Origin of the sequence: Streptomyces sp. NPDC047130 (assembly GCF_040643475.1) — a bacterium.
Lineage (GTDB): Bacteria > Actinomycetota > Actinomycetes > Streptomycetales > Streptomycetaceae > Streptomyces.
The window spans coordinates 250606-276794 of sequence record NZ_JBEYUK010000002.1 but is presented as its reverse complement, the minus strand read 5'-3'; the positions used below and the strand labels follow the sequence as shown (position 1 = coordinate 276794).

Genomic DNA, 26189 nt, shown 5'->3' with positions numbered 1-26189 from the left:
CCCCACGGTGGGGCGTGGGTGCCGGGACGCTGCCGGGGGTGGGGTCAGCGCTGCAGGGGCCAGACCGCGCCGGCCGGCTCCTCGTCGCCGTACCGCTCGCAGGCGTCGGTGAGGGTCTCGAGCAGGGTCAGCGGCTCCGGCAGCGGGTGCTCCGGGCCGCGCAGCCAGCGCACCGCGCGGCCGTCGTCGCCCGGCAGCCGGGCCGGGGGCACCAGGACGTAGGAGCCCCGGCAGTGCCAGCGCAGTCCGGGGTGGTCCTCGTCGGTCTCGGGGTGGCTGTCCAGCTCGCAGGGCCACCACTCGTCCTCGTCCTCGGGCGTGCCGCGGGTCCGGGTGAAGAAGAGCATCCGGCCGTCGTCGCTCTCGGCGACCGGCCCGACCTCGACGCCCCTCTCCAGGAGGCGCTGCAGCGCCGAGCGGCCCGCCGCCAGCGGCACGTCCAGGACGTCGTGGAGCATGCCGGTGGCGGTGATGAAGTTGGCCTCGGGGTCGCCCTGGGCCCAGCGCTCGACCTGGGCGGGGTCGGTGGTGGACTGGGTCTGCCAGGCGAAGGAGACCGGGTGGCGGGCGGGCGTCGGACAGCCCACCCGGGCGCAGGAGCACCGGTAGCCGACCGGATGGGCCGCGGGCGCGAGCGGCAGCCCCGCGGACGCAGCGGCCAGGAGCAGGGCTTCGCGGTCCTCCGCCCCGGCGGCCTCCGGCGGACGCCGTCCGCGCAGCCACTGGGAGATCCTGCTCTGCCGGCCGGGACGGCCGCCGAACGTCGCGCTCATCTATCCCCTCGCCTCGCCGATGGTGCGGACAGCATGCCCCATGGTCCCACCGTCACGTGCCTCCGGGCGGGCCGGGCAGAACACGCCTGAGGCTCGGATCGGAGGTCATTGCCTGATTTCATGGTAATTGCCGGGCTCGGCGGGCGGCCAGGAGTCGCCCCAGTCCGCGTCCCGGGCGGCCTTGTACAGGTCGCCGTGGCGCTTGGTCACCGTGTGGCGGCGCAACTGCTCCTCCGCCTCGCACAGGTCGAGCAGCACCTGCCCCTTGCGGATCTGCGGGCGGCGGACCACCCGCGCGGGGGTGGGGGAGAGGTCCGTCACAGGCAGCCGGGTGGCGGCCACGTAGCTGAACTTCTCGTCCTCGTAGGGCAGCGAGCCGGCCTTCACCCGGCGGTGCAGCGAGGAGCGGCTGACCCGGGCGGAGAAGTGGCACCAGTCGGTGCCGGGGACGATCGGGCAGGCGGCACTGTGCGGGCACGGGGCGGCGACGCGGAAGCCCGCCGCGATCAGGCGGTCGCGGGCGGCGATCACCCGGGCGTAGCCGTCCGGGGTGCCGGGCTCGACGACGACCACCGAGCGGGCGGCGCCGGCGGCGGCGTCCACGACATGGGCGCGGTCCTTCCCGGTGAGCTCGCCCAGGACGTAGGAGACCGTGACGAGATCGGTGCTCTCGATCTGGAGCGCCGCTCCGATACGCGAGCGCTGCCAGCGCGCCTCGGCGAGGGCCGGGTTGGCCGCGGCCAGCTCCTGGCCGAGGGCGAGCGCGGGCTCCGCCCAGTCCAGCACCGTGACCGGCCGCACGCCGTCCCAGGCGGCGGTGACCGCCCAGGTGGCCGCGCCGGTGCCGCCGCCGACGTCCACGTGGGAGGCGGGCGTCCAGCCGGGGACCGCGTCGGCGAACGCCGCCAGCGCAGAGCTCACCGCCTCGAAGGTGGCCGGCATCCGGTAGGCCGCGTAGGCCGCGACGTCGGCGCGGTCGCGGAGGATGGGGGCGTCGGTCGGGGTCTCGCCGCGGTAGTTGGCGATCAGCCGGTCGACGGCCTGGGCGGCCTGGCGAGGAGGGAGCCCGTCGAGCAGTTCCGCGAGCGCGGCGCGGAGGGTCTCGGCGGAGGACGGCGCGATGTTCACCCCACGATTGTCGCAGCCGGCCGGGGGCGCCCGGTCCGGCGGACGCGAGGGCCCGGAGCCGGCGCGCCCGTCCCCGCCCGCCCGTCCCTGCCCGCCCTGTGAGACGCCGGGGCCGTCCTCGCCGGGCGGCCCGGCACGCGATCTATGCTCTCCGCCAGGGCTGGTGTCCGACGGTGTCACGGAGTGAGGAGCGGCCGGAATGGCTGAGACGGTGCGGTGGGGAATTCTGGCCACGGGCGGGATCGCGGCGGCCTTCGCGGGCGACCTCGTCGACCTGCCGGACGCCGAACTGGTGGCGGTCGGGTCCCGTTCCCAGGAGTCGGCCGACGCCTTCGCGGAACGGTTCGGCATAGCGCGGGCCTACGGCGACTGGGCGTCGCTCGCCGCGGACGAGGAGGTCGACGTCGTCTACGTCGCCACCCCGCACACCGCGCACCGGGCCGCCGCCGGGCTGTGCCTGGAAGCCGGGCGCAACGTCCTCTGCGAGAAGCCCTTCACCCTGAACCTGCGGGAGGCGGAGGAACTGGTCGCGCTGGCGCGCGAGCGCAAGCGCTTCCTGATGGAGGGCATGTGGACCGCGTGCAACCCGCTGGTCCGCCGGATGAAGCAGCTGGTGGACGACGGGGCGATCGGCGAGATCCGCACGGTGCAGGCGGACTTCGGACTGGCCGGGCCGTTCCCGGTGGCGCACCGGCTGCGGGACCCGCAGCAGGGCGGCGGCGCGCTCCTCGACCTCGGCGTCTACCCGATCGCCTTCGCGCAGATGCTGCTGGGCGAGCCGGCGCGGGTGACGGCGCAGTCGGTGCTGTCGCCGGAGGGCGTGGACCTGCAGACCGGAGCGGTGCTCGGATGGGAGAGCGGTGCTCTCGCCCTGGTGCACTGCTCCATCGTCGGGGCGACCGGGACCACCGCGTCGGTCACCGGCACACGGGGGCGGATCGACGTCCCCGACGGCTTCTTCCAGGCGGACCGGTTCGTCCTGCACCGTGAGGGCCGGGAGCCGGAGGAGTTCGCGCTCGCCGCGGGCGACGGGCTGCGCAGCAGCTTCCGGCACGAGGCGCTGGAGGTCATGCGCGCGATCCGTGCCGGGGAGACCGAGTCGCCCCTCGTCCCCCTCGACGCGACGCTCGCCGTGATGCGGACCCTGGACACCGTGCGCGCCCGGACCGGCGTCCGCTACCCCGGGGAATGACCCGCGCCCGCGGCGGGCCCGGCGGCGACCGCACGCCACCGGACCCGCCGCGGCACCGTCACACCCCGGCGAACCCCCCCGACCCCCCCGGTGACCGTCACGCCGGGTTGAGGCCCGGGTCGCCGGACTCGGTGACGTACGTGGCGGCGACGGTCAGGGGCGCGTTCGGCACCGTGACCCGCGGGACCGTCTTGAACCGGGTGACGGCGGCCCGCCGCCCCAGCTCCACCGTCGTGTAGCCCCGCAGCCCGTTGTAGAAGCGCAGGTGCGGGTTCCGCTCCAGGTACCCCGCCCAGTTGGCCGGCCGCTCCGCCCCGTCCCCGCCGGAAGAGACGGAGGTGGTGACGATCTCCGTGCCCAGCGTCCGCGAGGCCGGGTCGTCGAAGTCCTCCTTGATCTCCAGCCCGTAGTGGACGTGCACGTCGCCGGTGAGCACCATCAGGTTCTGTCGGCCGGACGCCTTCCACCCCTCCAGCACCCGCCGCCGCGACGCCGGGTAGCCGTCCCAGGAGTCCATGGACAGCGTGGTGTTTCCCGCCGCGGGGTTGTTGCGGCGGCTGAAGGTGACCTGCTGCGGCACCACGTTCCACACCGCGGAGGAGCGGCGCCACCCGTCCACCAGCCACCGCTCCTGCTCCGCGCCGGTGAGCGTCATCGACTCGGCCTCGGACTCGGCGGTGGGCGTCTTCCAGCCGTCCCCGTTCGCCTGGTCGGTGCGGTACTGGCGGGTGTCGAGGACGTCGAACTGGGCCAGGTCGCCCCAGTGCATGCGGCGGTAGAGCCTGAGGTCCGGGCCCTCGGGGCGCTGCGCGGCGCGCAGCGGCATGTTCTCCCAGTACGCCCGGTAGGCGGCCGCCCGGCGCAGCAGGAACTCCTCCGGCGCGACGGAGTTCTCCGGGTTCCCGCCCGCGTAGTTGTTCTCCGTCTCGTGGTCGTCCCAGGTCACCACGAACGGGTGCGCCAGGTGCGCGGCGATCAGGTCCGGGTCCGACTTGTAGAGGGCGTACCGCAGGCGGTAGTCCTCCAGCGTCACGGTCTCGTGGTCGAAGTGGGCCGGGATCACCCGGTCCGTGTAGCCGCGGCCGCCCGCCCGGGCGTTGACCGCGTACTCGTAGAGGTAGTCGCCGAGGTGGAAGACCGCGTCCAGGTCCTCGCCCGCCAGGTGGCGGAAGGCGGTCCAGTGGCCCTGGTCGTAGCGCTGGCAGGAGACCAGGCCGAAGCGCAGCGCGTCCACCCGCGCGCCGTGCCCGGGCGCGGTGCGGGTCCGGCCGGTCGGGCTGATCCAGTCGCCGGCCCGGAAGCGGTAGTAGTACACGGAGCCCGGCCGCAGGTTGCGCACGTCGACGTGCACCGCGTGGTTGAACTCCGGGTGCGCCCAGGCGTGGCCGCGCCGCACGACGCGGCGGAACCGCTCGTCGTGCGCGAGCTCCCAGCGCACGGAGACCCGGCGGGCCGGCAGCCCGCCGTCCAGGTCGAGGGGCCGGGGGGCCAGCCGGGTCCACAGCGCGACCGAGTCCGGCAGCGGGTCGCCGGAGGCCACGCCCAGCGTGAACGGGTCCTCGGCCAGCCGGGCCGGCTCCAGCTCGTCGGCCGCGGCGGTGCCGGCCGCGGGAAGGTTGACGGCGAACGCGAGGGCGGCCGCGGCGGCGGTGCTCGTCAGGAATCTTCGGCGTCCCAACGCGCCGGCCGCGGCGCGGAGTTCAGGAGAGTGGGACGAGGGGCGGGCAGGCGTGGTCATGGTGGCCTTCCGGGACGGTGGCGGGGTGCGGAAGGCATTCGAACGGGACAGGACGACCCCCGGTTGTTGAGCACACGACATGCACATGACGGCTGGGTAACCTCCCCATGACCCCCTGTGATCACACCCGTGCGCGGGTGGAACGGCGGAAACGGGGGGACTCGGGACCGGTCCGTAGCGGTCATCGGTCCCAAGGAGTCGACGTGACGTGTTTCGACCGGCGTGATCTCGGTCTGCTGCTGCTGAGGGCGGGCACCGGCGGGGTGCTCGCCGCCCACGGGTCGCAGAAGCTGTTCGGCTGGTTCGGCGGCCACGGGCTGGAGGGCACCGGACAGTGGATGGAGTCCATCGGCTACACCCCGGGCAGGGCGAGCGCCACGATGGCGGGCGCCGCGGAGACCGGCGGCGGGGTGCTGCTGGCGCTGGGGCTCGCCACCCCCGCGGCCGGGGCGGCGGCGGCCGGCGCGATGGCGGGAGCGGCCGCGGTGCACGCCCCGCAGGGCTTCTTCGCCCAGAGCGGGGGCTACGAGTACGCGGCCTCGCTGGGGCTCACCGCGGCGAGCCTCGCCGTCACCGGGCCCGGGCGGATCTCCCTCGACCACCTCTTCGGGCACGCGTTCAACAAGGACTGGATGCTCCCGGCGGTGTTCGCCGCGGTGGGCGCGGCGACGGCGTACGTGGTGGGCAGCCGCAACCGCCGCGTCAGGAAGCAGGCCGAGGGCGAACAGGACCCCCTCTTCGAAGCCTGACCAGGCATCTTCCGGCCTTCGGCCCCTGGTCTTCCGGCCTTCCAGCCTTTCGGCCCCTGGTCCCGCCGGCTTCGGTCCACGCCCCGACCTGGGCCGGGCGCGGGCCGGATCCGGGCCGCGCCGGGCCGGGCCGGGGCGCCGCCCGGTCGGGGCGGGAGGATCAGGTGCCGGGCGGGGGGTTCACCGCCATGTGGAGGCGGAGGACCAGCGCGCGCGGCTCGGCGCGCATCTCGACCAGGTCGCAGAGCTGGTGCATGATCCACACCCCGCGGCCGCCGTGCGGCGAGCGCGGGTCGGGGCGGCGCCGGCCCACCAGGGGGTCGGTCAGCCGCCCGGCGTCACGTATCTCGGCGACCAGGGAGTTCTCCGCCCGCCACATCCGCAGCGTGCCCTGCCCGCCGCCGTGCCGCACCGAGTTGCCGGTGGCCTCGCCGATGGCCAGCAGCCAGTCGGTGCGCCGCGCCGGGGACAGCCCGCAGCGGGACGCCCAGTCCTCGGCCTCGCCGCGCACCAGCGACAGCTGGTGCTCGCCGAACTCGACGACCAGCGGGTCGGTGGGCTCGGGCAGCGGGGTGTCGAAGGTCCGGCAGACGTCCAGCGGGTCGGCGAAGTCGCGGCTGATCCGCCGGGTGCCCTCCTCGGTGACCACCGGGTGGATCCGGCGGGCCTGGACCAGGACCTCCTCCGGCAGGCGGGCGTCGTACGGGCACAGCACGCTGACCCGGCGGCCCGCGAAGGCGACGTTGACCAGTGCCTGGTGCCGCAGCGCCTCACGGGTCTCCGCGGGTCCCCGGCCCACCCACAGGGCCTCGCCCACGATGCACGGCCGGGACTCGGAGGACTCGTGCCGGTCCGCGAACTCGCGGAACTGCGACAGGATGCGGCCGGGGTTGCGCCCGGCCTCCGTCATGTCGAGCCAGGTGACGCGCTCCTCGGGGTCGTCGAGGAGCTCGCGCAGCCGCTCCAGCCGGGCGCCGGGCACGGCGACCAGCGCGTGGTCGCCGCGGGCCTGCACGGCGGTGCGGACGAACCGGCACACGCCGTCGAGGTACTCGTCCTCGGAGCGGTAGAAGAGCGCAGGGTGGAAGAACCCGGAGCCGGGCCCTCTGCCGGGCGGCTGCCGGAAGTACGTGGTGGTTCGGCTGTGTGTCGTCATCGCTCGGCGATCTCCACAGCGGCCCCGAGTTCGGGGAACAGTCCGAGGAGCCGTCGAAGGGGTGCGGGAGGGTGCAGCAGGCGCAGCCGTCCCGCGGGACGGCGCCGTGCGGCCTCGACGAGCGTCACCAGGGCGGCTATGTCGAGGTGCCGGAGGGCGGACAGGTCCAGTTCCACGTCCCCGCCGGGCGAGCCGGCCACCACGGCCGCCGCCGAGCGGACCGTCCACCGGGTGTCGTACCCGGCGGAGCCGGACAGGCGCAGGCCGGTACGGCCGCCGAGCGGCTCCAGCCGCAGGGCGGGGCACGGGGCGGGTCCGCCGCGGCGGTCCAGGTGGGCGCCGGCCAGCACGGCCAGCAGCTCCGGGGGGATCCGGCGGCGGTCGTAGAAGCACCAGGCGGTGAGCGGAAGCGGTTCGAAAACCTCGTGGTGGAGACGGAGCTCGTACTCCAGGAGCCGGTCCGCCCCCTTCACGTCCCGCGCTCCCCAGGCCATCTCGCCGATCGCCCGGAGCCCGCGGTGTCCCTCCGCGAGCGCGCTGTCCATGGCCTGTCGCCACAGGCCCATCATGGCGTCCGGGTCGAAGGCGGGGCCCGACAGGTACGTGTGCGCCGCCGTGGTGACCACCAGCCGTCCCTCGGCGCTGGCCCGCGCCGCGTCGACCCCGGCGGACGCCAGGGTGCCCATCACCCGGTCCGGGTCGGTGGTGTCCGAGAAGTACTGGACCTGCTCGCCGCGCTCCAGCCCGGCGCGGACGAAGGCCACCAGGTGACCGGCCCACTCGCGGTCGTCGGAGAAGACGACACCGCTGTGCCGCCCGTGCGCGGGGGACACCGGCACGGGAACGTCGGCCGTGGAGGTCATGGCCATCTGTCCGTCCTTCTCGGAGCCCGTGTCCCGTCGCGCCACCGGGGCGCCTGCCCCGGCAGGATAACGAAGTGCAGAGCAGTCCGATGCCCCGTGAGGGCTGTGGTAAACGGGGCCGGACGGCTCAATTTTGCAGGACGGTCACCGCGCGGTCCACATCGGGATGAAACGTGAAGATGTGGTCCAGCCCCACCGTCTCGAACATCTGGCGCAGCTCGGGCCCCAGTCCGGCCAGCCCCAGCGGGCAACCGGCCTGCTCGGCGCGGTGGTGGGCGGTGACCAGCACCGTGATGCCGGTGGAGTCGCAGTAGGAGAGTCCCGACAGGTCGATCACCAGGCCGTCCGTCCGGGCGAGGTCCAGGCCGTCCAGCTCGCCCAGCAGGGCTCCGGCGGTGTGGTGGTCGAGTTCGCCGGTCACCCGCAGCACGACGGCGCCCGAGGGGTGCGTGTGCCGGTCGACGGTCAGGACGGGGTCGGTCGTGGTCACCGGGTCTCCTGGGGGGTGGCGCGGATCGGATGGACTGCAGGAGCCGACGGCCCGGTGGTGCCCCCGGGAGCGGCGACCGCCGTCCGGGCCGGAAATCCGACCCGGAATATGCCATGGGTTCGGCTTATCCTACGAAGCCTGTGGAATGTGTGTGGGGTTCCCGTGAAGACCGGCGTCGAACGTGTCGCCGGCACGGGGCACTCGGTCGAGACGAAAGGCCCGCCCATGGCACGCTCCTTCCCCGACGGCGACACGGCGCCGGACGGGTCCGAGGTGTTCGCCGCCGATCCGGAGGTGGGGCGCGACCTCGCCGCCGTCGACTGGGCGGCGACCCCGCTGGGGCCCCCGTCCGGCTGGCCGCAGAGCCTGCGCACGGCGGTGAGCATCCTGCTCTCCTCCCGGTTCGCGATGTGGATGGCCTGGGGTCCGGAGCTGACGTTCTTCTGCAACGACGCGTACCGGCACGACACGCTCGGGCAGAAGTATCCGTGGGCCCTGGGCAGGCCCGCGCGTGAGGTGTGGGCGGAGGTCTGGAGCACCGTCAGCCCTCGCATCGACACCGTCCTGACCAGCGGACGGGCCACCTGGGACCAAGGGCTCCAGCTGTTCCTCGAACGATCCGGTTACCCCGAGGAGACGTACCACACCTTCTCCTACAGCCCGCTCCGCGACGAGGCGGGCGCGGTCGTCGGCATGCTCTGCGTGGTCACCGAGGAGACCGAGCGGGTCGTCGGCGAACGGCGGATGGCCACCCTGCGCGACCTCGGCTCGGACCCCAGCGTGGTGCGCACCGAGCAGCAGATGCTGGACTTCGCCGCCCAGCAGCTCGGCCGCAACCCGCAGGACCTGCCGTTCACCCTCACCTACCTCTTCGACGACGAGGGACCTGACGAGGGACGTGACGGCGGACCCGACGGCGCGGCCGTCGGCGAGGCGGACGACGAGGCGGGCGACGAGGTGGGCGAGGCGGCCGGGCCCGGCGGCACCGGCGACGGGCCGGCCGGCGCCGGCGCCGGCCCCGGCGGCACCACCCGCGCGCCCCGGGGCCGCCGCGGCGCCCGCCTGGCCTGCGCCAGCGGCATCGAGCCCGGCCACCCCCTGGCACCGCTCCGCCTGCCGCCCGGCGCCCTGGCGCCCTGGCCCGCGGCCGGACCCGCCGACGGCCCCCAGGTCGTGGACCTCGCCGCCCCGCCCGGGCCGTCGGCCGAGGTCCCTCCGCCGCCCACGGGCGTGTGGGAGGAGCCGCCCACCGGGGCGCTGCTGGTGCCGCTGCCCCGGCAGGGCGGCGAGCCGTACGGCTTCCTGGTGGCGGCGCTCAACCGGTACCGCCCGCTGGACGAGGACTACCGGTCCTTCCTCGACCTGGTCGCGGGGCACGTGGCCGCCGGCATCGGCAGTGCGCGCAGCTACCGGGCCCAGCAGCGGCGTGCCGAGGAGCTGGCCGAGCTGGACCGGGCGAAGACCGCGTTCTTCCACAACGTCAGCCACGAGTTCCGCACCCCGCTGACCCTGATCATGGGCCCGCTGGAGGAACTGCGCGGCCGGCTGGAGGCCGCCGACCCCCGGATCCGCGAGGAACTGGACGTCGCCCACCGCAACGGGCTGCGGATGGGCCGGCTGGTCAACACCCTGCTCGACTTCTCGCAGATCGAGGCCGGGCGGATGCGGGCCGCCTTCGCCCCCGTCGACCTCGCCGCCACCACCGCCGACCTGGCCGGGGTCTTCCGCTCCGCCGTCGAACGCGCCGGGCTCACCCTGGAGGTCGACTGCCCGCCGCTGGACGAACCCGTCCACCTGGACCGCTCCATGTGGGAGAAGGTCGTCCTCAACCTCCTCGGCAACGCCCTGAAGTTCACCTTCGACGGCGGCCTCAGGGTGGCGGTGCGCCGCGACGGCGACCAGGCGGTCGTCACCTTCGCCGACACCGGCGTGGGCATCCCCGCGGCGGAGATGTCCCGGCTGTTCGACCGGTTCCACCGGATCCGCACCACCCGCGCCCGCTCCCACGAGGGCAGCGGCATCGGCCTGGCCCTGGTCAAGGAACTCGTCCAGCTGCACGGCGGCTCCATCACCGCCGACAGCACCGAGGGCCGCGGCACCGTCTTCACCGTCCGGCTGCGGTTCGGCACCGCGCACCTGCCCCCCGGCTCCCTCGTCCCCGCCGCCGCGGCGTCGGTCATGACCGACGCCCGCCCCTACGTGCAGGAGGCGCTCGGACAGCTCTCCGAGGAGGCCGCGCGGACCCCCGGCCACCTGGCGGCCGAGGTCCGGGAGTCCGGCGTCACCCCCGCCCTGGCGGCCGGCCGGACCGCGGGCGCCAGAGTGCTGGTCGCCGACGACAACGCCGACCTGCGCGGCTACCTCACCCGGCTGCTGACCGGCGCCGGCTACCGGGTCCGGGCCGTCGGCGACGGCGCCGCGGCCCTGGAGGCGGCCCGCGCGGCCCAGCCCGACCTGGTGGTCGGCGACGTGATGATGCCCGGCATGGACGGCCTCGCCCTGGTGGCCGCGCTGCGCGCCGACAGCCGCACCGCCGCCGTGCCGGTGCTGCTGCTGTCCGCCCGGGCCGGGCAGGAGGCCTCCATCGAGGGGCTGGAGGCGGGCGCCGACGACTACCTGGTCAAGCCGTTCGCCGCCGCCGAACTGCTCGCCCGGGTGCGGGCCGCCATCGAGCTGGCCCGGATCCGCGGCCGCAACGCCCGCTGGCGGGCGGCCCTGGTCGACGCCCTGCAGGAGGCGTTCTTCGTCTGCGACGAGGACGGCACGCTCCTGGAGGCCAACTCCGCGTTCACCGAGATCCTCGGCTACGGCCCCGAGGACCTGCCCGGCCCGCCCCGGCCCGGCGACGCGGCCGGCCGGGAGGCACACGAGCGGTGGAGGCGGGCCTTCCGCGACGCGCTCTCCGGCGGTGCCGGACGGTGCGACCTGCCCGTCGAGCGCAGCGACGGACAGCGGATCTGGATCGCGGTGAGCTGCAACGGCGCCCGCGACCCGGACACCGGCCGCCGGATCGTCGTCGGCACCTTCCGCGACGTCACCGCCGAGCAGTACGCCGTCCAGCGGGACGCCACCCTGGCCGCGCTCGGACTCCGGCTGTCCCAGGCCACCGGCCCCGGGGAGGCGCTGGCCGGCGCGCTGGACGAGCTGCGCCGTGTGTGGCGGGCCGGCCAGGTCCTCGCCGTCGTCTTCGGCGACCGCCCGGAGCCGTGCGTCGCCGCCGTCGGCGAAGGGGCCGTGGACCGCTGGGCGGGGCTGCCGGAGGAGGACCGCGCCGCCCTCTCCGCCCTGCGGGACCACCCGGCGCTCACCCCGGTCGCCGAGGGCAACCGGGCCCACGTCGTGCTGGAGCACCCCGAGGGGCCGCTGGTGCTGAGGGTGGACCTCGGCGCGCGGCGGCCGTTCACCCCCGAGGACCGGCTGCTGCTCTCCCTGCTGGCCGGCCGGATCGCGCAGGGCCTGACCCGCATACACCAGGCCGACCAGGACCGCCGGACCGCGCTCGCCCTGCAGCGCTCCATCCTCGGCCCCGCCCGGCTGCCCCGGGGCTTCGCGGTCCGCTACGAGCCGGCCGTGCCGCCCCTGGAGGTCGGCGGCGACTGGTACGACACGGTCGCCCTGCCGGACGGGCGCACCGGCATCGTCGTCGGCGACTGCGTGGGCCGCGGCCTGGAGGCCGCCACGGTGATGGGCCAGCTGCGCAGCGCCTGCCGGGCGCTGCTGCTCCAGGAGGCCGGGCCCGCCCGGACCCTGGCCGCGCTGGACCACTTCGCGGCCGGCGTCCCCGGCGCGCTCTGCACCACCCTGTTCTGCGGCGTGCTCGACCCGGAGACCGGGCGGCTGGTGTACGCCGGGGCCGGACACCCGCCGGGCATCCTCGTCGGACCCGACGGCGGGACGACCCTGCTCGACCAGGGCCGCTCGCTGCCGCTGGCCGTGCGGCCCGGCGCCGAGCGTCCCGAGGCCGAGTGCGTGGTGCCCCCGCGGTCCACGCTGCTGCTCTACACCGACGGCCTGGTCGAGCGGCGCCGCCGCCCGCTGAGCGAGGGCATCCGCCTGGCGGCGGAGGCGCTCGAGGAGGGGCGCGACCTGCCCGCCGACCAGCTCGCCGCGCGGGTGATGGACCGGCTGGCCCCCGAGGACGGCTACGACGACGACGTGGCCCTGCTGCTGTACCGGCACCCCGGCCCGCTGGAGCTGACCTTCCCCGCCGACTCGTCGCAGCTGGCCACGACGCGGGGGACGCTGCGCGGATGGCTGCAGCGCTGCGGCCTGCCGCCGGGGCTCGCCCAGAAGGTGCTGGTGGCCGCGGGCGAGGCCTGCGCCAACGCGGTGGAGCACGGGCACCGGGACCTGCCCGGCGGGCCGGTGCGGCTCTCCGCCGCGGCGACCGCGGACGAGATCCACCTCGTCGTCGAGGACAGCGGGCGGTGGAAGCCGCCGGAGCCGGGGGCGGACCCCTTCCGGGGGCGCGGGCTGGCGCTGATGCGCGCCATGATGCAGGAGGTCTCCGTCGCGCAGGGCGGGACGGGGACCACGGTTCGGATGTGGACGAGGATCGCAGGATGACGCCGCTGACCGTGACCCCCGGCACCGGGCCGGGCGGGAGACCGCTGCTGACCGTGGCCGGCGAGATCGACCTCGGCAACGCCCAGGTCCTGGCCCGTGCCCTGGAGGCGACGGAGTCCACCACCGGCCCGGTGGTGGTCGACCTCACCGCCGTGGAGTACCTCGACAGTGCCGGGCTGAGCGTGCTGTTCGCCCACGCGGCCCGGCTCGAGATCGTGGTCCCGCCGCTGCTCGAGCCGCTGCTGGCCTACTCCGGCCTCACCGAGCTGGCGGTGGTCCGTGTGCCCTAGGGCCGCCGCCCCCAGGGCCGCCGCCCCCAGGGCCGGGGCGTCACGGGAGGCGGGGGCGTCACGGGAGGGTGAGGATCTCCGCGCCCGTGTCCGTGACCACCAGCGTGTGCTCGAACTGCGCCGTGCGCAGGCGGTCCTTGGTGACGACCGTCCAGTTGTCGTCCCAGATCTCGTACTCGTGGGTGCCCAGCGTCAGCATCGGCTCGATGGTGAACGTCATGCCCGGGCGCATCACCGTCGTGGCGTACGGGCTGTCGTAGTGCGGGATCACCAGGCCGGAGTGGAACGAGCTGTTGATGCCGTGCCCGGTGAAGTCACGGACCACCCCGTAGCCGAACCGCTTGGCGTAGGACTCGATGACCCGGCCGATCACGTTGATCTGCCGCCCGGGCCGGACCGCCTTGATCGCCCGGTTCAGCGCCTCGCGGGTGCGCTCCACCAGCAGGCGGGACTCCTCGTCGACCTCGCCCACCAGGTAGGTGGCGTTGTTGTCGCCGTGCACGCCGCCGATGTACGCCGTGACGTCCAGGTTGACGATGTCGCCGTCGCGCAGCACGGTCGAGTCCGGGATGCCGTGGCAGATGACCTCGTTGACCGAGGTGCACAGCGACTTGGGGAAGCCGCGGTAGCCCAGCGTCGACGGGTAGGCGCCGTGGTCGCACATGAACTCGTGGGCCACGCGGTCCAGTTCGTCGGTGGTCACGCCGGGGGCGATGTGCTTGGCGGCCTCCTCCATCGCCTGCGCGGCGATCCGGCCGGCCACCCGCATCGCCTCGACGGTCTCCGGGGTCTGCACCTCGGGGCCGGTGTACGGCGTCGGCGCGGGCTTGCCCACGTACTCGGGCCGCCTGATGTTTCCGGGGACGGATCGGGTGGGAGAAAGCTCCCCTGGTACGAGCAGCGACTGGGCAGACATGCCTGCGAGTCTAACCAGCGGGGCATACGGATCCGGCCCGCGCCGGTGGCGTAGGACCGCGGAGGAGAAGGAGCACAGCATGGCCCTGTTCAAGAAGCGCACGGTGGGCAAGCCGGGCGAGTGGTACTACTGCCTGGAGCACAAGAAGGTCGAGGAGGGGCCGGAGTGCCCGGCCAAGGACCGGTTCGGCCCCTACGCCACCCGCGGCGAGGCCCAGCAGGCCATGGAGACCGCCCGCGAACGCAACCTCGAGTGGGAGAACGACCCCAAGTGGCACGACTCCCCGTCCCGCGACAACACCGACGACTGACCCCCCACGGCCCGACCGGGACACCACCGGCCCCGGCGCGTACCTGCCCGCCCACCGGAGCGGCGGCGGGTGCGGGCACCTGAACCGCGGCCGACGGGCGGGCTTCACCGGGGTGGTGCGGAGGGGTGCCGGGCGCCCCGGTCCGGCGGTGGAACAGCGGGACCCGCAAGGGCGGGCGGGGTCACCAACGCGGCGGGGGCGGGGCCGTCAGCTGGTCGGCGAGACGGCCCAGGCGGTCGCGGAAGCGGCGGCGCCCGCGCGGCGCCGCCGCCGAGTTCTCCCCGGCCGCCGCGCTGACCAGGTGCTGCACGGTGTCCAGGTCCACCGGGGCCGGGGCCCCGGCGTCCACCGGGCCGAGCAGCTCGTGCGCCATCGCCGCCAGGTCCGCGTGGCCCTCGGCCTCACCCGGCGCCGGCCCGGCCAGCGCCAGCACCGTCGCCCCGGCCCGCCGGGCGTCGTGCACCCGCTCCAGCAGCTCGGCGCCCGTCGCGTCCGGGGCCACCACCAGCAGCGTCTCCCCGCGCCGCGCCGCCTCCAGCCGCCCCAGCCCCACGGCCAGGTGCGCCGGGTCCGAGGTCCGCGCGGCGTGCCGGACCAGGGTGGGCGAGAGCTCCGGCGTGCCCGACCAGGCCGCCTCGTCCACCAGGTGCGCCGCCAGGTGCCACGGCTCGTAGCCGGGCGTGCCCACCAGCAGCAGCCCCCCGCCGTGCGAGACCACCGACCCGCGCAGCACGCCCGCGAACCGGCGCGTCGCGTCCAGCCACCCGGTCCCCGCCAGGACCTCGCGCAGCAGCGCCACCCGTACCGCATCCATGCGGCGCATGCTGCCCCAAGGCGTCGGCCGGGACCCCGTGTTCGCCGCCGATTCCCCCGAAGTGACGGGCGCCGCGGCACGCGCTGACGTGACCCACACCACCGCCGTGCCGGGCCCGCCCGCACGTAAAGTCAGGCGCATGACCACTACCGACAGTGCACAGACCCCTCCGCAGAACGCCGGGCGCAAGGCCCCCGCCAAGGACCCCTGGGACCTCCCCGACGTCTCCGGGATGACCGTCGGCGTCCTCGGCGGCACCGGCGACCAGGGCCAGGGCCTCGCCTACCGCCTCGCCCGCGCCGGGCAGAAGGTGATCATCGGCTCCCGCGCCGCCGACCGCGCCCGGGCCGTCGCCGAGGAGCTCGGCCACGGAGTCGAGGGCGCCGACAACGCCGAATGCGCCCGCCGCAGCGACATCGTGATCGTCGCCGTGCCGTGGGAGGGCCACGCCAAGACCCTCGAGTCGCTGCGCGAGGACCTCACCGGCAAGCTGGTCGTCGACTGCGTCAACCCGCTCGGCTTCGACAAGAAGGGCGCCTACGCCCTCGACGTCGAGGAGGGCAGCGCCGCCCAGCAGGCCGCCGCGCTGCTGCCGGACTCCCGCGTCACCGCCGCCTTCCACCACCTGTCCGCCGTCCTGCTGAAGGACCCGGAGATCGACGAGATCGAGACCGACGTCATGGTCCTCGGCGAGGAGCGCGACGACGTGGAGATCGTCCAGGCGCTCGCCGGCCGCATCCCCGGCATGCGCGGCGTCTTCGCCGGCCGGCTGCGCAACGCCCACCAGGTGGAGGCGCTGGTCGCCAACCTGATCTCGGTGAACCGCCGCTACAAGGCCCACGCCGGCCTGCGACTCACCGACGTCTGAGCGGAGGGGGCGCGGGGCACGGACCGGGGCATGGGGGACACTGGAGGCACAGCAGTCCCCCGTCGAACCACGTCGCCAGGAGCGCACCCATGCCCCGCCTCGCTCTCTACGCCCTCGTCGTGTGCGTCCTGTCCGTGGTCGCCGCCGTCGTCTCCTTCGTCGAGGGCACCTGGGGCCTGGGCATCGTCTGGGTGCTGCTGGCCGGCCTCTCCTCGAACATGTGCTGGTACTACTACAAGCGCACCAAGGCGGAGCGCGGCCACTCGGCCTCCCGCTGACCGTCCCCCTCCGGAGGCCGGGGGACAATGGGGCCGTGCGCTACCGAGTCCTCGGCCCCACCCAGGTCACCCGCCCCGACGGCACGCCCGTGGCGGTGGGCGGGGCGCGGCTGCGCGCACTGCTCACCCTGCTCGCGCTGCGGCCCGGCCGGACCGTCCCGGCGGCCGTCCTGGTCGACGAGGTCTGGGCGGGGGAGCCCCCCGCCGACGCGGTGGGCGCGCTGCAGGCCCTGGTCGGGCGGCTCCGGCGCACCCTCGGCCCGCAGGCGGTGGCCTCCGCGGAGGGCGGCTACCGGCTCGCCGCCGACCCCGACGACGTCGACCTGCACCGCTTCGAACGGCTCACCGCCGACGGACTGCGAGCTCTGGACGGCGACGACCCCGGCAAGGCCGCCGACACGCTCGACGAGGCGCTCGCCCTCTGGCGCGGCCCCGCCCTCGCCGACCTGCCCGCCCCCGGCGCCGAGGCCGCCCGCTGGGAGGCCCGCCGCCTGGAGGCCCGCCGGGCCCGCGCCGCCGCCGCGCTCGCCCTCGGCGAGGCCACCGCCGTCCTCCCCGACCTCACCGCGCTCTGCGAGACCCACCCCCTCGACGAACCCCTCCAGGCCCTCCGCCTGCGCGCCCTCGCCGCCACCGGCCGCCCCGCCGAGGCCCTCGCCGCCTACGACGCGCTCCGCCGCCACCTCGCCGACACCCTCGGCACCGACCCCGGCCCGGCCCTGCGCGCCGTCCACGCCGACCTGCTGCGCGGTGACCTGCTGCGCGGCGACCCGGACGGCACCGGCGCGCCCGCGCCCGCCCCGTCCGGCCGCGCCGACGGCGGCACCACCGGCGGCGGCACCACCGGCGGGGTGCCCGGCGCCGGTGGTGCCGCCGGACCGGGCGACCCGGCACGGAGCAGGCCCGGCGCCGCCGCCGGACCGGGCGACCCGGCCCGGACGCCACCGCCCACCACCGCCGGGAACCTCCGCGCGCCGCTCACCTCCTTCGTCGGCCGGGACGCCGACGTCGCCGCCCTCCACCGCGACCTCGCCGGGGCGCGGCTGGTCACCCTGCTCGGACCCGGCGGCGCGGGCAAGACCCGGCTGTCGCAGGAGGCCGCCCGCACCCTCGCCGCGGACCTCGCGCCCGACGGCGTGTGGCTGGCCGAACTCGCCCCCGTCGACGACCCCGCCGCCGTCCCGGAGGCCGTGCTCACCGCCGTCGGCGCCCGCGAGACCGTGCTCTACGGCGCCGGGGCCGAGGAGATACGCACCGCCGCCGACCGCAAGGACGACCCGCTGCGGCGGCTCACCGAGCACTGCTCCCGCCGCCGGATGCTGCTCGTGCTGGACAACTGCGAGCACGTGATCGACGCCGCCGCCCGCCTCGCGGACGAACTCCTCGCCCGCTGCCCGCACCTGACCGTGCTGGCCACCAGCCGGGAACCCCTCGGCGTGCCGGGCGAGCTGGTGCGCCCCGTGGAGCCGCTGCCCGAGCCCCAGGCGGTGCGCCTGCTCGCCGACCGCGCCGCCGCCGCCCGCCCCGGCTTCCGGGTCGACGCCGACGCGGAGACGGCCGAGGCGTGCGCCGAGATCTGCCGCCGCCTCGACGGCCTGCCGCTGGCCGTCGAGCTCGCCGCCGCCCGCCTGCGGGTCCTCACCCCCCGCCAGATGGCCGACCGGCTCGACGACCGCTTCCGCCTCCTCACCGCCGGCAGCCGCACCGCCCTGCCCCGCCAGCAGACCCTGCGCGCGGTGGTCGACTGGTCCTGGGACCTGCTCGACGAACAGGAACGGGCCGTGCTGCGCCGCCTGTCCGTCTTCGCCGGCGGGTGCGACCTGGAGGCCGCCGAGGCGGTCTGCGGGCCGGCCGCCCTGGAGGCCGTGGGCTCGCTGGTCGACAAGTCCCTCGTGGTGGCGTCCCCCGCGGACGACGGCGCCATGCGCTACCGCCTCCTGGAGACGGTCGCCGAGTACGCCCGTGAACGCCTGGAGGAGGCCGGCGAGCACCGCGCCGTCCTCCGCGCCCACCTCACCCACTACCGCGAACTCGCCCGCACCACCGACCCGTTGCTCCGGGGCGAGGGCCAGGTGACCGCCGTGGGACGGCTGGAGACCGAGTACGAGAACCTGCGCACCGCGCTGCGCACCGCCGTCGCCGAACGCGACGAGCAGGAGGCCCTGTACCTGGTCCTCTCCCTGTTCTGGTTCTGGCAGATCCGCGGACTGCGCGGCGAGGCCCGCCAGTGGAGCACGGCCGTCCTCGCCCTCGGCCCCAACCCCTTCGCCCCCGACGCGCCCGAGGCCCGCCCGCTGTGGGAACGCGGCACCGACAGGCCCCCGCCGCTCACCGGGGAGGCCCTCCAGGAGGCGCGGCGGGGCGTGCACCTGATCCACCTGGCGTGCATGGACATGCAGGGCGAGCTGGAGGCCTGGCAGGACCCCGAGGCCCAGGAGAAGCTGCGGGTCATCGCCCGCGTGTACCGGCCCGGCATGCCCCAGGTCTGCCGCAACCCCGGCACCCTGTGGTTCTTCGCGGTGCTGCTCACCGGCCAGGTCGACCGGCTCCCGGAGATCGTCGACGCCGCCGTGCGCACCACCGCCGACCGCCCGGACCACGCCTGGGAGCACGCCCTCGCCCTCCAGACCCGGGCCAACCTGATCGCCAACCGGCCCGACTGGAAGGGCGACGCCGTCGCCGACGCCGACCGGTCGCTGGAGATCTGCCGCCGCCTGGGCGACGTGTGGAGCATCGCCGAGGGCCTGTGCGCCCGGGGCGCCGCCAACGAGCGCCGCGGCCGGTTCGAGCAGGCGGCCGACGACTACCGGCAGGCCGTCGAACAGGTGGGGTTGCTCGGCGCCCGCGCCCAGCGGGAGGTCCTGCGGGCCCGGCTCGGGGCCGTCCTGCTGGAGACGGACCGCCCCGAACGCGGTGAACGGCTGCTGCGCGAGGTCATCGCCGCCCAGGAGACCGGGAGCCAGGAGGCGGGCCCCGCGGCCCGCATCATCCTGTCGAGCTGGCTCGGCGTCACCGGCCGCGTCGCCGAGGCCCGCCGGCACCTGCGGGAGGTCCGCGAGGAGTTCCCGGCGGCCCCGTTCGTCGTCTTCGACGCGTTCATCACCGGCACCGAGGCGCTCCTCGACGTGATGGACGGCCGGCCCGCCGAGGCCCTGGAGCGGGTGCGCGGCGCGCTGGCCGGGGCGGGCGAGGTGCTGTCCCGGACGATCGCCCCGCACATGCGCTCCTTCCTGCTGACGGTGGCGGCCGTGACCCTCGCCTCCGCGGACGCCGGACGCCGTGCCGCCGACGGCGCCCGCTGCTTCGGCGCGGCGACCGCCGCCCTGCCCGACGACCACGTCGTCGGGGTCGCCGAACGGCGGCTGGCTGACCACGCCACGGCGGTGCTGCGCGCGGCCCTCGGCGGGCCCGCGTACGAGTCCGCCTACGCCGAGGGCCGCGGCCTCTCCGAGGAGGAGGCCGCGGCCCTCGTGTGACCGCCGCGTGTGACCCGCGCGTGTGACCCTCGGTGTCCCGCGCGGCGGCCGGGCGCGGCGGAGGTCAGTTCCGGGTGCGGAACTTGTGGATCGCGTACGGGGCCATCACCGCGGTCAGCACCGCCGTCCAGCCCAGCGTCACCCACAGGTCCCGGGCCACCTCGCCGTGGCCCACCATCAGCGCCCGCGAGGCGTCCGCCAGCGCGGACAGCGGGTTCCAGTCGGCGAACGCCTGCAGCCAGCCCGGCATCGACGCCGTCGGGGCGAAGAGCGAGGAGCCGAACTGCAGCGGCATCATCACCAGGAAGCCCATGGCCTGCACGGACTGCGCGCTCTTCGCCGTCACGCCGATCGCGATGAACACCCACATCAGCGAGGAGGCGAACAGCATCGACAGCAGGACCGCGGCGAGCAGCCCGGGCCAGTCGGTGATGTCGAAACCGACCAGCACCGACACCACCAGCAGCACGGTGGTCGCCAGCAGCACCCGCAGCATCTCCACCAGGATCTTGGCGAAGATGACCGAGCCGCGCCCGATGGGCAGCGACCGGAACCGGTCCATCACGCCCTTCTCGAAGTCCTGGTTGAAGCCGGTGCCGACCGACATGGACATCGACAGGCCCATCATCGCCAGCATGCCCGGCACCAGGTACTGGACGTACTCGTCCCGCCCGCCGCCCAGCGACTGGCCGATGGACCCGCCGAAGACGTAGACGAACAGCAGGGTGAAGACGATCGGCATCAGCAGGGCGTCGAACATCGACTCCGGGTCCTGCTTGATCCACAGCAGGTTGCGGCGGACCAGCGCCCCGGTGTGGCGCAGATGCCCGCGCAGGCCGATCCGGTCGTCGCGGACGTCGGCCTCCGGGGCCGGCGTCCGGTCCGGGGCGACGGTGACGGCGCTCACGCGGCCACCTCCTCATGGTTCTCGCGGGTGTCGGCGTCGCCGGACCGGTGACCGGTCAGGGACAGGAACACCTCGTCCAGGCTGGGCAGTTCGGTGGAGACCGACGAGACGGTGACGCCGCGGGCGGTCACCGCGGCGACCACCGCGGTGAGCTGCTCGTCGCTGAGCACCGGCACGTTCAGGACACCGCCGTCGCGGTCCACGGTCACCTGCGCGAGGCCGGTGACGCCCAGCGCGTCCAGCGCCTCGGCCAGCGGGCCCGCCTCGGAGGGGTCGGCCGTGCGGATCCGCAGGGTGCGCCCGCCGACCTTCGCCTTCAGCTCGTCCACCCGGCCGCCCGCGACCACCCGGCCGTGGTCCATGACCGTCAGCTCGGAGGCGAGGCGCTCGGCCTCCTCCATGTACTGCGTGGTCAGCAGCACGGTCACGCCGTCGTCGGCCATCCGCTGCACCTCGTCCCACACCTCGTTGCGGGTGCGCGGGTCGAGGCCGGTGGTGGGCTCGTCCAGGAAGAGCACCGAGGGCCGGCCGATCATCGAGGCGGCCAGGTCCAGCCGTCGGCGCATGCCGCCGGAGTAGGTGGACGCCGGGCGGCGCGCGGCCTCGCTCAGCGAGAACCGCTCCAGCAGCTCGTCCGCGCGGGAGCGGGCCTCGGTGCGGGAGAGGTCCAGCAGGCGGCCGATCATGTACAGGTTCTCGCGGCCGGAGAGCTTCTCGTCCACGGAGGCGTACTGGCCGGTCAGCCCGATCACGCGGCGGACCCGGCGGGGGGCGGCCACCACGTCGAAGCCGGCCACGGTGGCCAGGCCGCGGTCGGGGCGGATCAGCGTCGAGAGGATGCGGACCAGGGTGGTCTTGCCGGCGCCGTTGGGACCGAGCACGCCGAGCACGGTGCCCTCGCGCACGTCGAGGTCGACGCCGTCGAGCGCCTTGACCTCCCCGTAGTGCTTGACCAGCCCCCGTACCGACACGGCGTTCCGCGCGCCGCCGGAGGTGTCGTCGATTCGTGTCATGGGCCGAGCCTGTCAGGCCACGCCGACAGATCACCGACATTTTCCCCACCCCGCCCCCCGCCCGCCGACAGCCCACCGACACGCGCCGACAGCCCGCCGGCGGCCCACGACGCCCGACGTCGGCCCACCCCAGCCCCCTCCGGCAGCCCACGACCCCCTCCGGTGCCCGCCGGCACCTACCGGCGCCCACCGGGCCCCACCGACAGCTCGACGGCGGCCCACCCGGCGCCTGCCTGTGCCCGACGGCGTCCCACGGCCCCCGTCGGCGCCCGCCGGCAGCCCAGGCACCCGTCGGCGGCCCCCGGGCACCCCCCGGACCCTCGTCGGCGCAGCGCCCCGTGCAGGGAAGGCCGACAGCCCGCCGACGGGGGGATCGGCGGGCTGTCCTCGCAGTGGCTTCGACGGGCGGTGCCACCGCGCGCCCCGCGAGGGGGCGGCGCGGCGACCCGCGCCCGTGGGGGTCAGTGGACGGAGTGCTCCTCCTGCGGGAACGTTCCGCCCACGACGTCCTCGGCGTACGCCCGGGCCGCGTCGCCCATCACCCGGCGCACGTCCGCGTACTGCTTGACGAACTTCGGGACCCGGCCGGGGGTGAGGCCCATCATGTCCGTCCACACCAGCACCTGCGCGTCGCACTCCGGACCGGCGCCGATGCCGACCGTCGGGATGTGCAGCGTGCGGGTGACCTCGGCCGCCAGCTCGCGCGGCACCAGCTCCAGCACCACCGCGAACGCGCCCGCGTCCTGCACCGCCTTGGCGTCCCGCAGCAGCTGCTGCGCGGCCTCCTCGCCGCGGCCCTGCACCCGGTAGCCCATGGCGTTGACGGACTGCGGGGTGAGGCCGATGTGGGCCATCACCGGGATGCCGGAGTCGACCAGCAGCCTGATCTGCTCGTGCGACCGCTCGCCGCCCTCCAGCTTCACGGCGGTGGCGCCGGACTCCTTGATCAGCCGCATCGACGAGCGGAGCGCCTGCACCGGGCCCTCCTGGTACGACCCGAACGGCAGGTCCGCCACGATCAGCGAACGGCTGGTGCCGCGCACCACGGCGGCCGTCAGCATGACCATCTGGTCGAGCGTGACCGGCACGGTGGTGTCGTACCCGAGGTGGCAGTTGCCGGCCGAGTCGCCGACCAGCAGGACCGGGATCCCGGCCTCGTCGAACACGGACGCCGTCATCGCGTCGTAGGCGGTCAGCATGGGCCAGCGCTCGCCGCGCTCCTTGGCCAAGGTGATGTCGCGGACGGTCACCCGGCGGTTGCTCTTCCCGCCGTACAGGGACTTCCCACCGCCGTCGGGGCTTTTCTGGGCAGCCTGAAGCTGCGTCATGGAACGGCTCCTTCATCGTCATCTCGAGGCGCCCTCACGGCGTCCCCGGACCATTTCCATGGTTGCACCTGACCCGCGACAGGAGAAGAGGGGGGAGCGGGATGTGCGGTTTGCGTCACGGACGGTGGTTTCGCCGCGGCTGAGTTGGAACCCGTTCCTCCAGTCCGGTCGTCCCACTCCTTGTAAGGCGCGGCGTGAGGGAGGAAGCTCCCGAGCGCCCGGCGGGACGGAAACCGGACATGCCCTAGGGTCGTAGACACGCGTACGGCAGGTACAGCGTGTACGACCCCCCGGTACGGACGGTGTGCACGGCAGGTGGTGAGGCGGCGGATGACGCAGCAGGCGTTCGCGACGGAGACGGACGGCAGGGGACCGGAGTCCAGGAGGCCCGGCCGGCTGCGTCGCCTGGCCCACCGCTGGGTCTGCCGCTTCGTGGGCGAGGGCCTCGCCGGACCCGGCGTGTGGCGCCGCGGCCTGGTCCTGGCCGCCTGCTCCGTGCTGCTGGCGATGGTGATGCGGCTGCACGCGCACGTGCCCAACGCCGTCGGCAACCTCGGCAGCCTCGCCGAGACGTTCCTGCCGTGGTTCGGGCTGCTGATCCCGGTGCTGCTGCTGGCCGCGCTGGTGCGCCGCTCCGCCACCGCGGTGATCGCCGGGCTGCTGCCCGCGTTCGTCTGGGCCGGCCTCTTCGGCGGCCTGCTGTCCGACAAGACCGACCCGACCTCCGACGGCGACCTGACCGTCGTCACCCACAACGTCAACGCCCAGAACGTCGACCCGGCCGGGACCGCCCGCGACGTGGCGGCCTCCGGGGCGGACCTGGTGGCGCTGGAGGAGCTGACCGAGTCGGCGGTCCCGGTGTACGAGAAGACGCTGGCCTCCACCTACCGCTACCACTCCGTGCAGGGCACCGTCGGCCTGTGGAGCCGGTACCCGCTCCGGGACGTCGAGCCGGTCGACATCGGACTGGGCTGGACCCGCGCCATGCGGGCCACCGTGGAGGCCCCCTTCGGCGACGTGAAGGCGTACGTCGCCCACCTGCCCTCGGTCCGGGTGCGGCTGGACGCCGGGTTCACCGCCCGGGAGCGCGACCGCAGCGCCGACGCGCTCGGTGAGGCCATCGCCCGGGAGCCGGTGGAGAAGGTCGTCCTGCTCGGCGACCTCAACGGCACCATGAACGACCGCGCGCTGCGGGCGGTGACCTCGCAGATGCGCTCCACCCAGGGCGCGGCGGGCAGCGGCTTCGGCTTCAGCTGGCCGGCCTCCTTCCCGATGGCCCGGATCGACCAGGTCATGGTCCGCGGCGTCGAGCCGGTGAGCTCCTGGACGCTTCCGGAGACCGGCAGCGACCACCTGCCGGTGGCCGCGCGTATGTCCGTACGCTGACACCTGATATTCACAGTTTCGCCGGGAACGTGAAATCGGGCCTCTGGAATACTGGAGGTCAGGGCTTTGTTCCGCAGTGGAACATACGACGGAACGCCCGCAGCCAGAACGCCCCGAGTCGGAACCCGCCCGCAGCCCGCACACTCGACCGGCCGTGACCACCCCTGCTGAAAGGCACTCGCCCCATGCCATTGGCCCTGCTCGCCCTAGCCGTAGGCGCCTTCGGAATCGGTACGACCGAGTTCGTGATGATGGGCCTGCTGCCCCAGGTCGCCACCGACCTGGGCGTCTCCATCCCCTCCGCCGGACACCTGATATCCGCCTACGCCCTCGGCGTGGTCGTCGGCGCGCCCCTGCTCGCCGCCGTCACCGCCCGGATGGAGCGCCGCCGGGTCCTGCTGTGGCTGATGGGGCTGTTCATCCTCGGCAACGGCCTGTCCGCGCTGGCCCCCGACCACACCTGGCTGCTCGGCGCCCGCTTCCTCAGCGGCCTGCCGCACGGCGCGTTCTTCGGCGTCGGCTCGGTCGTCGCCACCACCCTGGTCGCCCCGGAGAAGCGGGCCCGGTCGGTGGCGATGATGCTCACCGGCCTGACCGTCGCCAACATCGTCGGTGTCCCGGTCGGCACGCTGCTCGGCCAGGAGCTCGGCTGGCGGGCCACCTTCGGCGCGGTCTGCCTGATCGGCGCCGCCGCGGTCGCCGCGCTGGCGCTGCTGGTGCCGCGTGAGGAGCGCACGGAGAACTCGGTGCCCCCGGTCGGCCTGCGCGGGGAGGTCGCCGCGCTGAAGTCCCTGTCGGTGTGGCTGGTGCTGGCCACCACCATCGTCGGCGGCAGCGCGCTGTTCTCCGCCTTCAGCTACATCACGCCCATGCTGACCGACGCCGCCGGCTACGCCGAGGCCTCCGTGACGCTGGTGCTCGCCCTGTTCGGCGTGGGCGCCACCATCGGCAACCTGGTCGGCGGCCGCCTCGCCGACCGCTCGCCGCGCGGCACGATCTTCACCGGCCTCGGCATCATGACCGTCACGCTGCTGCTCTACCCGCTGCTGATGGAGACCAAGGCCGGCGGCGCGGTCGGCGTCCTGATGCTGGGCGTCGCCGGGTTCACGCTGGGCGCGCCGCTGCAGCTCATGGTCATGACCCGGGCCGCCAGCGCGCCCTCGCTGGCCTCGTCCGCCAACCAGGCCGCCTTCAACCTCGCCAACGCCGGCGGCGCCTGGATCGGCGGCCTGGCCCTCGCGGCCGGCCTGGGCGTCACCTCGCCCGCCCCGGTGGGCGCGGTCCTGGCCGTCCTCGGCATCGGCGTGGCGGTCCTGTCGCTGCTCGTTGACCGCCGCGAACACCGCACCGGCCGCGTCGTCGCCACCCACCTCCCCGCCCCGGAGGGCGCCCCCGCGCGGGCGGAACGAACGACCTGACCAGCGGGTTACCGTTGGCGTATGCGTCTCCTGCGATCCACCGACCTGGCCCTGCGCGTCCTCATGCGCCTGGCCATGGTCGCGCAGGACGCCACGCCGACCACCCGTGAGGTCGCGGAGGCGATCGCCGTCCCGTACACCCACACCACCAAGGTGGTCGCCGAGCTCCAGCGCATGGGGCTGGTCGACGCCCGGCGCGGACGGGGCGGCGGCCTCTCCCTCACCGAGGCGGGCCGCCGGGCCTCCGTCGGCACGGTGGTCCGCGCCTTCGAGGGCGACGGCGAGGTCGTCGACTGCGAGGGCGGCGACGCGCCCTGTCCGGTCCTCCCCGCCTGCCGTCTGCGCGGTGCCCTCCGCCAGGCCCAGGAGGCTTTCTACGCCTCCCTGGACCCCCTCACGGTCGAGGACATGGTCACCAGCCCGGCCGGGCCGCTGCTGCTGACCCTGGGGCCGCCGCCGGCCCGGCGCTGACGCGAGGGCGCCCGGCGCGGGCCGGAGCGGCGCGGCGAGGGCCGGAGCAGCCCGGCGCG

The 26189-nt window shown here is 75.1% G+C and carries 22 protein-coding genes; 11 read left to right on the top strand and 11 right to left on the bottom strand.

Features of this window, described 5'->3' with window-relative positions; translation table 11 throughout:
• Window positions 1-44: 44 nt before the first annotated feature.
• Both ABZ836_RS03760 and ABZ836_RS03755 read right to left on the bottom strand, forming a co-directional pair.
• Complete coding sequence (locus tag ABZ836_RS03760) at window positions 45-773, bottom strand: bifunctional DNA primase/polymerase (protein WP_356131152.1); 729 nt, start codon at window positions 771-773, stop codon at window positions 45-47.
• A gap of 105 nt (window positions 774-878) precedes the next feature.
• Window positions 879-1901, bottom strand: a complete 1023-nt coding sequence (locus tag ABZ836_RS03755; RefSeq protein WP_361138918.1) for a small ribosomal subunit Rsm22 family protein — start codon at window positions 1899-1901, stop codon at window positions 879-881.
• 199 nt (window positions 1902-2100) lie between these two features.
• Here ABZ836_RS03755 and ABZ836_RS03750 point away from each other — a divergent pair, with 199 nt between their 5' ends.
• The gene (locus ABZ836_RS03750) at window positions 2101-3093 is read left to right on the top strand and encodes a Gfo/Idh/MocA family oxidoreductase (RefSeq protein WP_356131148.1); all 993 of its coding nucleotides are present in this window, start codon (window positions 2101-2103) and stop codon (window positions 3091-3093) included.
• Window positions 3094-3190: 97 nt separating this feature from the next.
• Here the strand turns inward: ABZ836_RS03750 and ABZ836_RS03745 are convergent, their stop codons facing one another.
• Complete coding sequence (locus tag ABZ836_RS03745; RefSeq protein WP_361138914.1) at window positions 3191-4831, bottom strand: alkaline phosphatase D family protein; 1641 nt, start codon at window positions 4829-4831, stop codon at window positions 3191-3193.
• A 203-nt stretch (window positions 4832-5034) separates the two neighbouring features.
• Here ABZ836_RS03745 and ABZ836_RS03740 point away from each other — a divergent pair, with 203 nt between their 5' ends.
• Window positions 5035-5580 carry a DoxX family protein gene (locus tag ABZ836_RS03740; RefSeq protein ID WP_356131144.1) on the top strand — a complete coding sequence of 182 codons (546 nt, stop codon included), beginning with the start codon at window positions 5035-5037 and terminating at the stop codon, window positions 5578-5580.
• Between the two features lie 160 nt (window positions 5581-5740).
• Here ABZ836_RS03740 and ABZ836_RS03735 read toward each other — a convergent pair whose 3' ends face one another.
• The 3 genes from ABZ836_RS03735 to ABZ836_RS03725 form a co-directional block, all read right to left on the bottom strand.
• Window positions 5741-6736 carry a sensor histidine kinase gene (locus ABZ836_RS03735; RefSeq protein ID WP_361138911.1) on the bottom strand — a complete coding sequence of 332 codons (996 nt, stop codon included), beginning with the start codon at window positions 6734-6736 and terminating at the stop codon, window positions 5741-5743.
• Complete coding sequence (locus ABZ836_RS03730) at window positions 6733-7605, bottom strand: MEDS domain-containing protein (protein WP_356131140.1); 873 nt, start codon at window positions 7603-7605, stop codon at window positions 6733-6735. Before ABZ836_RS03730 ends, ABZ836_RS03735 begins: the two co-directional genes overlap by 4 nt.
• A 121-nt stretch (window positions 7606-7726) precedes the next feature.
• Window positions 7727-8089: an STAS domain-containing protein gene (locus ABZ836_RS03725; protein ID WP_356131139.1), complete on the bottom strand. Its 363-nt coding sequence runs from the start codon at window positions 8087-8089 to the stop codon at window positions 7727-7729.
• A 225-nt stretch (window positions 8090-8314) separates the two neighbouring features.
• On the opposite strand from ABZ836_RS03725, the gene ABZ836_RS03720 reads away from it, so the two are divergent.
• Both ABZ836_RS03720 and ABZ836_RS03715 read left to right on the top strand, forming a co-directional pair.
• The gene (locus ABZ836_RS03720; protein WP_361138907.1) at window positions 8315-12655 is read left to right on the top strand and encodes a SpoIIE family protein phosphatase; all 4341 of its coding nucleotides are present in this window, start codon (window positions 8315-8317) and stop codon (window positions 12653-12655) included.
• Window positions 12652-12945 carry an STAS domain-containing protein gene (locus ABZ836_RS03715; RefSeq protein WP_356135332.1) on the top strand — a complete coding sequence of 98 codons (294 nt, stop codon included), beginning with the start codon at window positions 12652-12654 and terminating at the stop codon, window positions 12943-12945. The genes ABZ836_RS03720 and ABZ836_RS03715 overlap by 4 nt, the downstream gene beginning before the upstream one ends.
• 58 nt (window positions 12946-13003) lie before the next feature.
• Here the strand turns inward: ABZ836_RS03715 and map are convergent, their stop codons facing one another.
• A complete protein-coding gene (map, locus tag ABZ836_RS03710) occupies window positions 13004-13861 on the bottom strand; it encodes a type I methionyl aminopeptidase (protein ID WP_356135330.1) in 858 nt (285 codons plus the stop codon).
• A gap of 79 nt (window positions 13862-13940) precedes the next feature.
• On the opposite strand from map, the gene ABZ836_RS03705 reads away from it, so the two are divergent.
• Window positions 13941-14171 (top strand): hypothetical protein, encoded by a 231-nt coding sequence (locus tag ABZ836_RS03705; RefSeq protein ID WP_356135328.1) that lies wholly within the window; start codon window positions 13941-13943, stop codon window positions 14169-14171.
• Window positions 14172-14352: 181 nt separating this feature from the next.
• Here ABZ836_RS03705 and ABZ836_RS03700 read toward each other — a convergent pair whose 3' ends face one another.
• Window positions 14353-14985 carry a hypothetical protein gene (locus ABZ836_RS03700; RefSeq protein ID WP_356135326.1) on the bottom strand — a complete coding sequence of 211 codons (633 nt, stop codon included), beginning with the start codon at window positions 14983-14985 and terminating at the stop codon, window positions 14353-14355.
• A 139-nt stretch (window positions 14986-15124) separates the two neighbouring features.
• Here ABZ836_RS03700 and npdG point away from each other — a divergent pair, with 139 nt between their 5' ends.
• The 3 genes from npdG to ABZ836_RS03685 all read left to right on the top strand — a co-directional run bounded on the left by npdG (window position 15125) and on the right by ABZ836_RS03685 (window position 19607).
• Window positions 15125-15853 (top strand): NADPH-dependent F420 reductase, encoded by a 729-nt coding sequence (gene npdG / locus ABZ836_RS03695; protein WP_361138902.1) that lies wholly within the window; start codon window positions 15125-15127, stop codon window positions 15851-15853.
• Between the two features lie 89 nt (window positions 15854-15942).
• Window positions 15943-16131 (top strand): hypothetical protein, encoded by a 189-nt coding sequence (locus ABZ836_RS03690; protein WP_356135322.1) that lies wholly within the window; start codon window positions 15943-15945, stop codon window positions 16129-16131.
• Window positions 16132-16166: 35 nt separating this feature from the next.
• Window positions 16167-19607 carry a BTAD domain-containing putative transcriptional regulator gene (locus ABZ836_RS03685; protein ID WP_361138897.1) on the top strand — a complete coding sequence of 1147 codons (3441 nt, stop codon included), beginning with the start codon at window positions 16167-16169 and terminating at the stop codon, window positions 19605-19607.
• A gap of 64 nt (window positions 19608-19671) precedes the next feature.
• Here ABZ836_RS03685 and ABZ836_RS03680 read toward each other — a convergent pair whose 3' ends face one another.
• The 3 genes from ABZ836_RS03680 to panB all read right to left on the bottom strand — a co-directional run bounded on the left by ABZ836_RS03680 (window position 19672) and on the right by panB (window position 22855).
• Entirely contained in the window at window positions 19672-20448 is a 777-nt protein-coding gene (locus tag ABZ836_RS03680; RefSeq protein WP_356135361.1) for an ABC transporter permease, read from the bottom strand.
• 62 nt (window positions 20449-20510) lie between these two features.
• Window positions 20511-21527 carry an ATP-binding cassette domain-containing protein gene (locus ABZ836_RS03675; RefSeq protein ID WP_361138894.1) on the bottom strand — a complete coding sequence of 339 codons (1017 nt, stop codon included), beginning with the start codon at window positions 21525-21527 and terminating at the stop codon, window positions 20511-20513.
• A gap of 461 nt (window positions 21528-21988) precedes the next feature.
• Window positions 21989-22855 carry a 3-methyl-2-oxobutanoate hydroxymethyltransferase gene (gene panB / locus ABZ836_RS03670; RefSeq protein WP_356135316.1) on the bottom strand — a complete coding sequence of 289 codons (867 nt, stop codon included), beginning with the start codon at window positions 22853-22855 and terminating at the stop codon, window positions 21989-21991.
• A 330-nt stretch (window positions 22856-23185) separates the two neighbouring features.
• On the opposite strand from panB, the gene ABZ836_RS03665 reads away from it, so the two are divergent.
• The 3 genes from ABZ836_RS03665 (at window position 23186) to ABZ836_RS03655 (ending at window position 26130) form a co-directional block, all read left to right on the top strand.
• On the top strand, window positions 23186-24241 hold the full coding sequence (locus ABZ836_RS03665; protein ID WP_356135314.1) for an endonuclease/exonuclease/phosphatase family protein: 1056 nt from the start codon (window positions 23186-23188) through the stop codon (window positions 24239-24241).
• Window positions 24242-24426: 185 nt separating this feature from the next.
• Window positions 24427-25659 (top strand): MFS transporter, encoded by a 1233-nt coding sequence (locus ABZ836_RS03660; RefSeq protein ID WP_356135312.1) that lies wholly within the window; start codon window positions 24427-24429, stop codon window positions 25657-25659.
• 21 nt (window positions 25660-25680) lie between these two features.
• Window positions 25681-26130, top strand: coding sequence for an Rrf2 family transcriptional regulator (locus tag ABZ836_RS03655; protein ID WP_356135310.1), 450 nt, complete (start codon window positions 25681-25683; stop codon window positions 26128-26130).
• Window positions 26131-26189: the final 59 nt, after the last annotated feature.

What these genes read in the sequence shown, in the direction of transcription:
- ABZ836_RS03730 (WP_356131140.1), bottom strand. Translation starts at nt 7,605, where the DNA reads ATGGCCATGACCTCCACGGCCGACGTTCCCGTGCCGGTGTCCCCCGCG.
- npdG (WP_361138902.1), top strand. Translation starts at nt 15,125, where the DNA reads ATGACCACTACCGACAGTGCACAGACCCCTCCGCAGAACGCCGGGCGC.
- ABZ836_RS03665 (WP_356135314.1), top strand. Translation starts at nt 23,186, where the DNA reads ATGACGCAGCAGGCGTTCGCGACGGAGACGGACGGCAGGGGACCGGAG.
- ABZ836_RS03660 (WP_356135312.1), top strand. Translation starts at nt 24,427, where the DNA reads ATGCCATTGGCCCTGCTCGCCCTAGCCGTAGGCGCCTTCGGAATCGGT.
- ABZ836_RS03655 (WP_356135310.1), top strand. Translation starts at nt 25,681, where the DNA reads ATGCGTCTCCTGCGATCCACCGACCTGGCCCTGCGCGTCCTCATGCGC.
- ABZ836_RS03715 (WP_356135332.1), top strand. Translation starts at nt 12,652, where the DNA reads ATGACGCCGCTGACCGTGACCCCCGGCACCGGGCCGGGCGGGAGACCG.
- panB (WP_356135316.1), bottom strand. Translation starts at nt 22,855, where the DNA reads ATGACGCAGCTTCAGGCTGCCCAGAAAAGCCCCGACGGCGGTGGGAAG.
- ABZ836_RS03735 (WP_361138911.1), bottom strand. Translation starts at nt 6,736, where the DNA reads ATGACGACACACAGCCGAACCACCACGTACTTCCGGCAGCCGCCCGGC.
- ABZ836_RS03690 (WP_356135322.1), top strand. Translation starts at nt 15,943, where the DNA reads ATGCCCCGCCTCGCTCTCTACGCCCTCGTCGTGTGCGTCCTGTCCGTG.
- ABZ836_RS03720 (WP_361138907.1), top strand. Translation starts at nt 8,315, where the DNA reads ATGGCACGCTCCTTCCCCGACGGCGACACGGCGCCGGACGGGTCCGAG.
- ABZ836_RS03700 (WP_356135326.1), bottom strand. Translation starts at nt 14,985, where the DNA reads ATGGATGCGGTACGGGTGGCGCTGCTGCGCGAGGTCCTGGCGGGGACC.
- ABZ836_RS03705 (WP_356135328.1), top strand. Translation starts at nt 13,941, where the DNA reads ATGGCCCTGTTCAAGAAGCGCACGGTGGGCAAGCCGGGCGAGTGGTAC.
- ABZ836_RS03745 (WP_361138914.1), bottom strand. Translation starts at nt 4,831, where the DNA reads ATGACCACGCCTGCCCGCCCCTCGTCCCACTCTCCTGAACTCCGCGCC.
- map (WP_356135330.1), bottom strand. Translation starts at nt 13,861, where the DNA reads ATGTCTGCCCAGTCGCTGCTCGTACCAGGGGAGCTTTCTCCCACCCGA.
- ABZ836_RS03675 (WP_361138894.1), bottom strand. Translation starts at nt 21,527, where the DNA reads ATGACACGAATCGACGACACCTCCGGCGGCGCGCGGAACGCCGTGTCG.
- ABZ836_RS03760 (WP_356131152.1), bottom strand. Translation starts at nt 773, where the DNA reads ATGAGCGCGACGTTCGGCGGCCGTCCCGGCCGGCAGAGCAGGATCTCC.
- ABZ836_RS03750 (WP_356131148.1), top strand. Translation starts at nt 2,101, where the DNA reads ATGGCTGAGACGGTGCGGTGGGGAATTCTGGCCACGGGCGGGATCGCG.